This is a genomic window from Rummeliibacillus pycnus (assembly GCF_002884495.1).
Taxonomy (GTDB): domain Bacteria; phylum Bacillota; class Bacilli; order Bacillales_A; family Planococcaceae; genus Rummeliibacillus; species Rummeliibacillus pycnus.
In genome coordinates, this window is sequence record NZ_KZ614145.1 from 1,681,022 (window position 1) to 1,693,099 (window position 12,078).

Here is a 12,078-nt window from a genome sequence, read left to right on the forward strand (position 1 = left end):
TTAAATAGTCAATACATTTAGAAAAATTTACTACATAAATTTCAATAATTATTTCTTTTTTAAATATCCAGGATACAATTATATTCGTTTCTTAGAAATTTCTCTACCTTATTTAATAAAACACCATAAGGAAACCTTATGGTGTTTTTTACAATAAATTTATGTTTTAGTTAATTATGATTTTGTATAAACTTTTAATAATTCTTGACCTAAAAACTGTAACTGCTCACCAACTGTGCAAGATTCAATACAGAATTTATGTGCACCGGCTTTACCCCGTTCTTTTCGCATTTGTTTTTTGGCTAAACAATCTTCGCAATAGCCTTGTAACAGTTCATCGATTTCTTTTACGATGGTGATCTGTTCCATATTATTGAATCACCTCATTTGCAGTATTTGTCTATTCTACTACCGTTATGTGTTAAGATGCAAGTATAGAACTTGGAAGTGGTGATGAGATGTTAGAAGTATATATCGATGCAGCAAGTGCAGGTAATCCTGGTCCTAGTGCAATTGGTATTTTCATAAAAGGAGAAGGACATCAACTGAAATTTAGTGAACCTATTGGTATTACGAATAATCATGCAGCAGAGTTCGTAGCACTTATTCGCGGATTACAAGAAGCAGCAAAATTATCCACTGATATAATTTCAGTACGCTCTGATTCTAAAATTGTAGTCACATCTATTGAAAAAGAATTTGTAAAGAGTGAAGAGTACAAACCTTATTTAGATACTGCACTGAAACTAATAAAACAATTTAATTTATTTTTTATCAAATGGATTCCAGATTCACAAAACAAAGCTGCAGATGCACTTGCTCGACAAGGAATACAAAAAGGAAAGAAGTAAAGTAACTATATTATATAGAAGTAATAAGGATTGAACTTAACCATTCAAAGTTCAATCCTTATTATTACCTCTTTAAATGGTTTGATGCTGTGGCTTATGAATTGTTTTTATAAAATAAACCAAACATGTTATAAAGATTACTACTGCCGCAACAACATATACTGCATCATAATGATAATGCATTGCTACAATCCCTAATAGCCAAGATCCAAGTGCAATCCCTACATCGAATAAAGTGAAGAAAGTAGCCGTCGCATAACCACTTCGACTATGTTCTGCTGCTTGAACACAGAGTGATTGGAAACTTGGTACTAATGCACCGTACCCCAAACCAACCAAAATACCAGCTACTAAAAACAAGAAAGGTCCATTCACTGAAGCTAATGTCAATAATCCAAGCACGAAGAATACAAACCCGGGGATTATAACATATTTTGGACCTTTCGTATCGTATAGTTTACCTGTGAACGGGCGTGTGATAAGCATTGCTGCTGCATACACTAGATAAAATACACTGGCTACTCCCATCAAATGTTGTTCTTTCGCATAAACAGATAAGAAGGATAAAACACTCGAATAAGAAATAGCAATAAAACAAGCAAAAAATGCATATGGTAAAGCCTTCTTCTCAAATAGATCAGAAAGTGTAAACGATAATTTAGCTGGTTTTGGTGGAACTGGCAGATCGTCTAATTTAATAGTCATTGCACATAAACCACCTAAAATAACAACAATACTCATGATGATAAATAACATTTCAAAATTTAAATATTGAATGACAAGTAATCCAACAAAAGGACCTAATACAACAGCCAAATTAAGGGACATTGTAAAATAGCCTAATCCTGCACCTTTTCTTGATCTTGGTACAATGTCTGCTGCAATAGAGTTATTAGCAGTTGTTAGGATACTAAAAGAAATACCTTGAATAAAACGTAAAATGAGTAGTAATAAAAATGGTTTTATAAAAATATATAAAAGTGTTGTAAATAGATAGAGGATCAAACTCATAATTAGCATTTTTCTTTTTCCGACTATATCAAGGACTTTTCCTGTAAATGGTCGAGTAAGAATAGCTGAAAGTAAGAAGATTGAAAGGAGTAATCCCGCATCGCCTTCTGAACGATGAAGCTCTCCTGTCGCATATAGTGGGAGAACTGAAACTAATCCATAAAACACAAAAAACACACTCATATTAGTGCAAAATAAGCTGATAAATCTCTTTGTCCATATTCTATTTTGGTCTTTCAAAAAATCATCATCCCTTCAATTTTCGTAAGAGAGACAAAAACATCTTTTGTTCTTCAATCGTTAATCCCTTTGCAATTGAATTTTCAAATTGTATGACAGACGCTTCAATTGCAGGATATTTTTTTAATCCTTCTTCTGACAATGTTACAATCTTCGAACGACGATCTTCTCCATCTTTTCGTACTAACCATCCAAGTTGTTCTAATCTTGTAACTGTTCTTGTTACAGTTGGTGCTTCAACATTTAGATACTTCCATATTTCTGTTAAAGTCATCGCTTTATGCTGATGAACTGTAAACAATATAGTCCATTGGCTATTATATAGACCAAAGTCTTTTAAAACAGCATTTAAATCGTTAGTGAATTGTCGTGTCGTTTGAAAAATTTCGTGAAAAATAATGTTCATAATGTCCTCCGTTATTATTTACCTAGGTAAATAACTTTAATTAGTTTATTCCTAAGTTTAATATTTGTAAATAGGTTTTGTTATCATCTAATAATGTAATCGCTAACATTGTATTAATACAGTAAAAAAGACTTAATAACCTTTTACAGGGCTATTAAGTCTAAATATTATTCCATTATATTCATCAAAGCTCCAATAGCTCCACTGAAACCATGATCTTGTAAAAAAATAGGCGTTTTCTTTTTTAAAATAGTATAATCAGCAATTATTTCTTGTAATTTATCATTTTGATCTAGTGTTGTACCAATATAGATAATTTGCTCAACATCCATTTGTTCTGCTAATTGAATACTTAGTGTCGTAATTACTTCACCTACTAAACCTTGTATTGTCGCCAAAATATCTGCTGATTCGTATTTTACAGATTCTTTTATACCTACTTTGCCGAAATTACTAGCTGTTAAGGTAGGTTTTAGCTCTACTGGTGTTTCTATACCTTGAAAAATTTCCTCTACTAACAAATCAATATCTGTACGGTTGCCATTTTTAGCAAGTTGAAGTATTTCACGGTAATTTTTTATACCTGTTGTTAAAGCGGACAGTCCAATTAGAGTCCCTCCACCTACACCAGTTCCTCCAACTCTCATATGTTCCACCTCGTCCATATAATGGATGGACGTGCCTGTTCCGACGTTTGTGATGATACATTTCTTAAAGTGATGATCTTCTTTCGCTAATTGATAGCGAACCCCTTTTAAAGTTGCTTCAAATTCTACAATATATTGAATTGATTTATCTGCATCTAGCATTGCCTTTATTTGTCCTGTACGGCCACCTGTTAAACCAATTTCTTGAATAGTTTCTTGCTGATGAATCCACTCTAAAACAGCAGGTAAATTATTTGATGGGAAATGCTTAAGCCGTAACTCATGCTGATCATTTAAATATGCTAATTTTGTTAGTGTTCCCCCTGCATCTATTCCTATTGCCTTTGTCATACAAATCTCCTTTTTAATCGCCCTTTAACACTTTACTTCGTAATTTTGGAATGTGCAATTTCATTTTAGAAAACCATACTTTCTTAAATTTAGTAGAACCATTCGACTAATTACTACTTATCGAACCTAACCAAGATTGATTTGCATTTAAATTCCTTTTAAAATTACATAGCAAAAAGCGGAAAATTATGATCCCTTTGCAATCCATATATATTTATTCATTAAAACTACTATAATTTTTTCATATTATAGCATAATGGATATACTTTGAAAATGCTTTCAAAGATATCGAATTATTTAATAAGTAAAATAACTGTGTGTTTAAGAGATGGATATCATATGTCTTTATTTAAAAGGTATATCCATTATTCAGAGAAGAACGTATTGTAATAATAACATGTACATTCTTCAGCTATTCAAGGAGAAGGGGAAAGCCCCTTAGCTAATTATTTCTTATTCAAAAAAAGAGTTTCATTCTTGTAGGCAAAGAATGAAACTCTCTTTTTATTGAGTATTTAATTTAGTATAAATAATAAGAAGTTGTGCTATTTCATCATCTGTTAAAACTTTAAAATATTCTTTCTTCATTTCTTGACCGAGTATTGTTGCTTGTTCCAATACGTCTAGTCCGGATTGTGTGATTGCTAAGTAAGAAATACGACGATCTTCAGAGTCTGCTTTTCGAACACAAAAATGATTGTCAATTAATTTGTCGGATAAATGCGTTAAAGACGCAGGTGCAAATTCTAGATACTTGGCAATATCTGAAGGTCTGCTTGGGCCATTTTCTTTTAAATAACTTAAGACTAAAATATGAGATATACCTATGTTTACTTGAAAAAGTTTCTTCCAACGCAAAATCATTTTCGCATTTACTTTATCCATCTCATGTAGTAAATCAAACAGGGTAGGATTCTCGCTCATGTTCTCCCCCCTTTTCTTTTTATTATTGTGCTGAATAGCCACCGTCAATAACTAATTCTGCACCAGTGATATATGAAGCTTCATCAGATGCTAAGAATAATGATGCATTCGCTACTTCTTCCGGTTTACCTAGGCGTCCCATTGGAGTTGCACGGATTAACATATCCATAGCTTCTTTAAATTGACCGATATTTGCTGTCATAGGAGTCTCAATAACCCCTGGGTACACAGAATTAACTCGAATATTAAATTTACCTAGTTCAGCAGCTGCAGCGCGCGAAATTGCTCGCAAAGAACCTTTAGAAGCTGTGTAAGAGTTTGTTCCTGACCCGATTAGTGCGGTATATGAACAGGTATTAACGATAGATCCTTTACCGGCTTCTTTCATATATGGTTTAACATGTTTGATTCCTAAGAAAGGTCCAAAAGAATTAATTTTGTGTATTAATGCCCAATCATCTGCAGTGATCTCATCAGGTGATTTCTGTGATGAAATACCTGCATTGTTAATTAAGATATCAATACGTCCATGTTTTTCCACGATAGCTTTTGTTAGTTCTGCCCAATTTTCGTCGGAAGTAACATCAAGTTTCATACCTTCAACACTATCTAATTCAGAAATTTTAGCTAAATTTTCTTCATTGATATCAGCTGCAATTACTGTTGCGCCCTCTTTTGCGAATAGTTCTACCATTTTAGCACCCATTCCTGATGCTCCACCAGTTACAATTGCAATTTTATTTTCTAAACGTCCCATTTGTAAAATCTCCTTTACTATTAAAAATTTAGACACCTAAATAATAGCATGTGAAATTGTTTCAAGCAAACCATTTAAGTTTAAATATATATTTAATTTTCTATTTTGACGAAATTGAAGTAGGATATAATTGATGCTTTATACTGATCGGAGGAAGTCCAAATTGACACAACAAAGAAAATTATATAAAGAAGCTATGACCGTATTAAAAGCAACAAGCCGTACTTTCTTTATTCCTATTACCTTTTTAGAAAAAGAGCTAAAAACAACCGTTGCTACAGCTTATTTATGTATGCGAGCTATTGATGAAATCGAAGATCATGAAGAATTGCCTAACGATGTTAAAACAAACTTATTGAGCGAAACAAGTAAATTATTATTAAAACCTTTTGATAACGAAGCTTATATGGCATTACTAGAGCCTTATGCCGACCAATTACCAGAGGTTACTTTACGTCTTGCGGACTGGTTATCCCTTTGCCCAGATGAAATTCGTGATACTGTTGCTGCTTCAACTAGTGAAATGGCTGAAGGTATGGCCAAATGGGCTGCAAAAGGATGGATTGTTAAGACAAAAGAGGATTTAGACGAATATACTTATTATGTAGCAGGTCTTGTTGGCACTATGCTTTCTGAAATTTGGCGTTGGGGAGCTGGTATTGAAACAGACCGTGATCTTGCAATTGGTTATGGTCGTGGATTACAGGTTGTTAATATTTTACGTAATCAAGATGAAGATAAAGAACGCGGTGTAAGCTTTGTTCCCGAAGGTTGGACTCGTGATGATTTATTTAAGTATGCAGAAGATAATCTAACTAAAGCAGACGAATACAATAAGAGTATTTCAAAACGTAGTATCCTTATGTTCTGTAAGATTCCTTTGGCTTTAGCCCATAAAACGCTTGAAGCCATGCGTAAAGGACATGAAAAAATGACTCGTCAAGAAGTTGAACAAACAGTTGAAGAAGTTACAGCAGAATAATTGAAATAAGGATTACTATTTTGAAAAGTTGAATTAGTAGCATTCTTCCATGTAGACTGTAGGCAAACTCGAAGTTTCTTGAGTTTGCTTACAGTCCTTTTCTTTTCTAAACTTTATATTTCAAATATAATAGGAGCTTTTTAATGCGAAGTATTTTGAATAACCTGCTGGCACAATTTACGGAAATTAGTTATAAAATTATCATTTGATTCTTTCGTTCTTTTTTTAGGACCTTTTGTTCTTCCCCCTGCCTGACGAATTTTCTGATTCAAATGACGTGAGTATAAAAGCTGATCAATATTATTTGCTGTATATTGCATCCCATTTTGGTTGATCACATAAGCACCTCTAGCTAACACCATTGCGGCTAGCCCATAATCTTGTGTAATTGTAATGTCCCCTTTGTGGATCTGATTTACAAGTGCAAAATCTACGGCATCCGCTCCTTTGGATACGATAACCGTTTTCACCCCTTCTATTTCAAAATGATGTGATGTATCACAAAAGATAATAACTTCTAATTGGTATTCCCTGGCTATTTGAATTGTCTCAGATACAACAGGACAGCCATCGGCATCAATACATATTTTGGGCATCTGACTTTCCTCCTATAGATAATTTACCTTCATCTTAAACTAACATTGAATTGCTAATTTGTCACAATTGTTAGCGTTTTCAAGTATAATTATCTGTCAATTTTGCATTTTTATAATATTCGGTGATTGAAAATTCACATGATTATGTCTAATATATGATTATAAGTCAAAATTATCTGGGGGTTTTTCTTAATGGTCACAGTAATGTCAGAGTCACAAAAAACAGCAACTGAATATATTGATAAAGTTTATAACAATCTTAAAGAACATCATGGACATGAACCTGAATTCTTACAAGCTGCGAAAGAAATACTTTATTCCTTAACACCTGTTTTTGCCCAACGTCCCGAATATATGCAAGCAAGCCTCTTAGAACGAATTGTTGAACCTGAGCGTGTTGTAAAATTCCGTGTATCTTGGGAAGATGACAATGGTAAAATCCAAGTAAATAGAGGGTATCGTGTACAATATAGTTCTGCAATTGGACCATACAAAGGCGGCCTCCGCTTCCATCCTTCCGTAAACGAAAGTATCATCAAATTCTTAGGCTTTGAACAAATTTTCAAAAACTCTTTAACTGGACAACCAATTGGTGGTGCTAAGGGTGGTTCTGATTTCGATCCTAAAGGTAAGTCTGATTCAGAAATTATGCGTTTCTGCCAAGCTTTCATGACAGAGTTACATAAATATATTGGACCAGATGTAGACGTACCAGCTGGTGATATCGGTGTAGGAGCTCGTGAAATTGGTTTCTTATTTGGTCAATACAACCGAATCCGAGGAGCATATGAACCTGGTGTAATCACTGGTAAACTACCTCGCTTTGGTGGGTCATTAGCACGTAAAGAGGCTACTGGCTATGGTTGTGTCTACTTCGTTCAAGAAATGTTAAAAGAAATTGATATGACATTCGATGGTGCAACTGTTGTCGTATCCGGTTCGGGTAACGTTTCAACATATGCAATTGAAAAAGCACAACAATTAGGTGCAAAAGTAGTTGCATGTTCTGATTCTAACGGTTATATTTATGATCCGAATGGAATCAATTTAGATACAGTTAAAGAAATTAAAGAAGTACGTCACGGTCGTATTAAAGAATATGTTGAAGCACATCCAGATGCAACTTATAAAGAAGGGTGTATTGGCATTTGGACAATTCCATGTGACATTGCACTTCCATGTGCAACACAAAATGAAATCGATGAAGAATCAGCAAAAATTCTTGTAAAAAATGGTGTGAAAGCAGTTGGTGAAGGTGCGAATATGCCATCAACATTGCAAGCAATTAATGTTTATTTTGAAAATGATGTATTATTTGCTCCTGCCAAAGCAGCGAATGCAGGTGGTGTAGCTGTTTCCGCTTTAGAAATGGCGCAAAATAGCATGCGCTTATTCTGGACTTTCGAGGAAGTAGATCAAAAACTTCATGACATCATGAAATCAATTTATCAAAATAGTGTTGAAGCAGCGAAAGAATTTGGACATGAAGGAAATCTGTTAATTGGTGCAAATATTGCAGGTTTCATTAAAGTTGCAGATGCTATGATTGCACAAGGCGTTATTTAATTGAATCGACGGTCTTTCAAAAACAGTAAATCCTTATGGGTTTACTGTTTTTTTCGTTTATATATATCTATTTGTACTATTTTTCCTTTTTTTAAGATATTTCTCACTATTTTTATTAGCAATAAATTACAATAGCATTGAAATGGGGGAATGAAAATGGAATTGATTTACGAAGGGAAAACAAAGGATGTATTTAAATTTGATGAGGATCATTTAGTATTACAGTTTAAAGATGATGTTACCGGTGAAAACGGGATATTTGATCCTGGTGCAAATACTGTTGGTTTAACAATCGAAGGTGCAGGTCGCGCAGGTCTTAGTTTATCGACATTCTTTTATAAAAGACTTAATGCTATCGATGTTCCAACACATTTTATTTCTTCAAACATTGATAAAGCTACAATGACTGTAAAACCTGCAACTGTTTTCGGCAAAGGGTTAGAAGTTATTTGTCGTTTTCGTGCAGATGGAAGTTTTTTAAGACGTTATGGCGCTTATGTTGAAGAAGGCCAAAAACTAAACTCTTTTGTTGAAGTAACGATAAAGGACGATGAACGTCAAGACCCACCTATTTCAAAAGATGCACTAGTAATGCTAGGCATTCTAAGTGAAGAAGAATATGAAGTATTAAAACAGCATACCATTGACATTTCAAATTTTGTAAGAACTGAATTAGCGAAAAAAGGGTTGACTCTACATGATATTAAATTGGAATTTGGCCGTGATGCAAAAACAGGTGAAATCTTATTAATTGATGAAGTATCTGGTGGCAACATGAGAGTATATAAAGACATTGAATTCGTTGAACCATTACAACTTGCAAAAATTATGTTAACAAAATAAAAATCAAAGCCTACCGATAAAGATACCATCGCTAGGCTTTTTTGCGCCTTGATTTATCTGAAATATTTTACTTTACAAAATATACGATTTATAATGAAAATAATTCGTATTACGTAATAAAGGAGTGTTTCAATTGATAGATAATATATTAAAACGTCAAGATGTCCCAGTCACTGAGACATGGGATTTATCAGATCTTGTTCCAAATGAAGAAGCTTATCATCAAGGCATTAATAAAATTCTTGAAGATGCGAAAAACTTAAACTCTAAATATCAAGGGCATATAACAGATGCTGAGCAAATTGTAAATGTTATTTCTGATTATGAAGCTTTAGTTGAATCAATTATTCCATATGGCTCATTTGTAGAACTAGATCTTGAAGTCGATCAAACAAATGATGTTGCACAAATTCGTAAGAGTAAATTTGCTTCCATTTCATCTCAAATCGCTAGTTTAGTATCATTTGTACATAGCGAAATTTTAGAATTACCTACTGAATTATTAGAACAAGCCATTCAATTATCACCAAATTATACGCACTATATAAATCGCTTAATCGATAAAAAAGCCCATCAATTACATCCCGAAGTTGAAAAAACATTAGCTGCTCTTGGTTCTACCTTTGATGCCGCTTATGGTTTGTACAATACGACAAAATTAGTTGATATGAAATTTGAAAATTTCACTGTGGGTGATAAAAGTTATCCTTTAAGTTATAACCTTTTTGAAGGAGATTGGGAATTAGAAACAGATTCTGCGGTTCGTCGTGAAGCTTTTAAAGCTTTTTCAAAAAAACTTGCTGATTATCAACATACTACCGCTAAAACCTATAACACTCATGTTCAAACAGAAAAAACAATAGCTGATTTACGTGGTTATGATTCTGTAATTGATTACTTATTATTCGACCAAGAGGTTGATCGTGATCTATATAATCGTCAAATTGATATTATCATGAAGGAATTAGCACCTCATATGCGCCGTTATGCGAAACTTCTACAAAAAGAACATCATTTAGATAAAATGACTTTCGCTGATTTAAAAATTTCACTTGATCCAAATTATGAACCATCTATTACAATCGAAGAATCTCGCGATTATATGAAAAAAGCACTTGGCGTTATGGGTGAAGATTATTTAGACATGATAGACCATGCATTTGAAGATCGCTGGATTGACTTTGCTAATAATGAAGGAAAATCTACTGGCGCATTTTGTTCTAGCCCTTACGGCTCTCATTCATACATTTTAATTTCTTGGACACAACGTATGAATGAAGTATTTGTTTTAGCACATGAACTTGGACATGCTGGACACTTTAGAAATGCACATAAAAAACAATCTCTATTCAATAGTGAATCATCTACTTACTTCGTAGAGTCCCCATCCACTATGAATGAAATGCTGATGGCAAACTATTTATTGAAAAATTCAGATGATTTACGTTTCAAACGCTGGGTAATTGCAACAATTGTTGCCCGTACTTATTACCATAACTTTGTCACTCACCTTTTAGAAGCTGCATATCAACGCAAAGTTTATGAACTAGTAGATGCTGGGGAAAGTATAAATGCATCCATTTTAAACAAGATAAAACGCTCAGTTTTAGAAGAATTCTGGGGAGAAGATGTAGAAATCAACGAAGGTGCAGAATTAACATGGATGCGCCAACCCCATTATTATATGGGGCTATACCCTTACACATATAGTGCTGGACTAACAATCTCTACTCAAGTTTCGCAACGTATTTTGCATGAAGGACAACCTGCAGTAGATGACTGGTTAAAAGTTCTTCAAGCTGGAGGTACAAAAACACCTGTAGAATTGGCTCAAATGGCTGGTGTCGATATAACAACAGACAAACCACTACAGGATACAATCGCCTATATTGGCTCATTAATCGAGCAATTAGAAGAATTAACCGAGAAAATTCATCAAGCTAAATAATCCGAGACATTTTTATAAGAAATAAAAAAGGCGTATTGAACAGAAATTGCTTCAATACGCTTTTTTACATTTTTGGGTTTTCATTTTATAAACTTTATCGCTATTTAGTAATGCTCATAACTAATTCTACCCTTATAAAAAACAACATTTTACTTTCTGATATTTCTTACTTGGCGATTTTTAGCCCATACCCCTACTATGATTAGTAAAGCCATACTTACAATTGGGATAAGATGTGCCATCATTGGGAATGTAGCTTCCACAAGACGATGGCCGTATTTATCATCTACAATCATTGTCCCTGCAGTGTATGCAATTAATAGAGCACCAATCCAAATAAGAATTGGGAACTTCTCCATTAACTTAATAATAATTTGACTACCAAATACGATTAAAGGAATACTTACAAGTAAACCTAATGCGACAAGACCCATATGGCCATTTGCAACACCTGCGATCGCAAGAACATTATCTAAACTCATGACAAAGTCTGCAACGATAATGGTACGAACTGCTGCGAATAAGTTATTCCCACTTTTAACATCTGGATCTTCTTCACCTGATTTTAATAAATCAAATGCAATATAGAATAATAATAGGCCACCTACAACTTTTACAAATGGTATTTGTAAAAGCCAGACAGCGATAAATGTTAAGACTATTCTTAAACCGATGGCACCGCCTGTACCAATTAAAATTGCTTTTTTACGTTGGTTTTTTGCTAAATTACGGCATGCAAGCGCTATTACCACTGCATTGTCTCCACTTAGAACAATATCTAACAAAATAATTGAAACTATTTTTGCTAGGAATGTTGCATCCATTTATTCTCCCACTTTCTAAAAATGCTATCTTGTATAATTCTACTCTTTTCCAATGAAATTTAAAGCGAAAACTTTGTTTTTGTAGGATAATTTTCATTTTTCCCTTTGATTTTAATTATTTCTCTCAGTCAA

General features: G+C 33.6%; 13 protein-coding genes. 5 read left to right on the forward strand and 8 right to left on the reverse strand.

Features of this window, described 5'->3' with window-relative positions; translation table 11 throughout:
* Positions 1-174: 174 nt before the first annotated feature.
* Positions 175-369 carry a zinc-finger domain-containing protein gene (locus CEF14_RS08330; protein WP_102692428.1) on the reverse strand — a complete coding sequence of 65 codons (195 nt, stop codon included), beginning with the start codon at positions 367-369 and terminating at the stop codon, positions 175-177.
* An 89-nt stretch (positions 370-458) separates the two neighbouring features.
* On the opposite strand from CEF14_RS08330, the gene CEF14_RS08335 reads away from it, so the two are divergent.
* The gene (locus CEF14_RS08335) at positions 459-851 is read left to right on the forward strand and encodes a ribonuclease HI family protein (protein ID WP_102692429.1); all 393 of its coding nucleotides are present in this window, start codon (positions 459-461) and stop codon (positions 849-851) included.
* A gap of 72 nt (positions 852-923) precedes the next feature.
* On the opposite strand, the gene CEF14_RS08340 is transcribed toward CEF14_RS08335, so the two are convergent.
* The 5 genes from CEF14_RS08340 to CEF14_RS08360 form a co-directional block, all read right to left on the reverse strand.
* Positions 924-2,102: an MFS transporter gene (locus CEF14_RS08340; protein ID WP_146013875.1), complete on the reverse strand. Its 1,179-nt coding sequence runs from the start codon at positions 2,100-2,102 to the stop codon at positions 924-926.
* A gap of 7 nt (positions 2,103-2,109) precedes the next feature.
* The gene (locus tag CEF14_RS08345) at positions 2,110-2,508 is read right to left on the reverse strand and encodes a MarR family winged helix-turn-helix transcriptional regulator (RefSeq protein ID WP_102692431.1); all 399 of its coding nucleotides are present in this window, start codon (positions 2,506-2,508) and stop codon (positions 2,110-2,112) included.
* 167 nt (positions 2,509-2,675) lie between these two features.
* Positions 2,676-3,506: a type II pantothenate kinase gene (gene coaW, locus CEF14_RS08350; protein ID WP_102692432.1), complete on the reverse strand. Its 831-nt coding sequence runs from the start codon at positions 3,504-3,506 to the stop codon at positions 2,676-2,678.
* A gap of 504 nt (positions 3,507-4,010) precedes the next feature.
* Entirely contained in the window at positions 4,011-4,430 is a 420-nt protein-coding gene (locus CEF14_RS08355; protein WP_102692433.1) for a MarR family winged helix-turn-helix transcriptional regulator, read from the reverse strand.
* Positions 4,431-4,452: 22 nt separating this feature from the next.
* On the reverse strand, positions 4,453-5,187 hold the full coding sequence (locus tag CEF14_RS08360) for an SDR family NAD(P)-dependent oxidoreductase (protein WP_102692434.1): 735 nt from the start codon (positions 5,185-5,187) through the stop codon (positions 4,453-4,455).
* Between the two features lie 133 nt (positions 5,188-5,320).
* On the opposite strand from CEF14_RS08360, the gene CEF14_RS08365 reads away from it, so the two are divergent.
* A complete protein-coding gene (locus CEF14_RS08365; protein ID WP_102692435.1) occupies positions 5,321-6,169 on the forward strand; it encodes a squalene/phytoene synthase family protein in 849 nt (282 codons plus the stop codon).
* A 140-nt stretch (positions 6,170-6,309) separates the two neighbouring features.
* Here CEF14_RS08365 and CEF14_RS08370 read toward each other — a convergent pair whose 3' ends face one another.
* Positions 6,310-6,765 (reverse strand): YaiI/YqxD family protein, encoded by a 456-nt coding sequence (locus CEF14_RS08370; protein WP_102692436.1) that lies wholly within the window; start codon positions 6,763-6,765, stop codon positions 6,310-6,312.
* Between the two features lie 192 nt (positions 6,766-6,957).
* Between CEF14_RS08370 and gdhA the strand changes: the two genes are divergently transcribed.
* The 3 genes from gdhA to pepF all read left to right on the forward strand — a co-directional run bounded on the left by gdhA (position 6,958) and on the right by pepF (position 11,122).
* A complete protein-coding gene (gdhA, locus tag CEF14_RS08375) occupies positions 6,958-8,331 on the forward strand; it encodes an NADP-specific glutamate dehydrogenase (RefSeq protein WP_211284583.1) in 1,374 nt (457 codons plus the stop codon).
* A 156-nt stretch (positions 8,332-8,487) separates the two neighbouring features.
* Positions 8,488-9,174: a phosphoribosylaminoimidazolesuccinocarboxamide synthase gene (locus CEF14_RS08380; RefSeq protein WP_102692437.1), complete on the forward strand. Its 687-nt coding sequence runs from the start codon at positions 8,488-8,490 to the stop codon at positions 9,172-9,174.
* A gap of 133 nt (positions 9,175-9,307) precedes the next feature.
* The gene (gene pepF / locus CEF14_RS08385) at positions 9,308-11,122 is read left to right on the forward strand and encodes an oligoendopeptidase F (RefSeq protein ID WP_211284585.1); all 1,815 of its coding nucleotides are present in this window, start codon (positions 9,308-9,310) and stop codon (positions 11,120-11,122) included.
* A 149-nt stretch (positions 11,123-11,271) separates the two neighbouring features.
* Here the strand turns inward: pepF and CEF14_RS08390 are convergent, their stop codons facing one another.
* Positions 11,272-11,946, reverse strand: coding sequence for a TerC family protein (locus tag CEF14_RS08390; protein WP_102692438.1), 675 nt, complete (start codon positions 11,944-11,946; stop codon positions 11,272-11,274).
* Between the last annotated feature and the right edge of the window lie 132 nt (positions 11,947-12,078).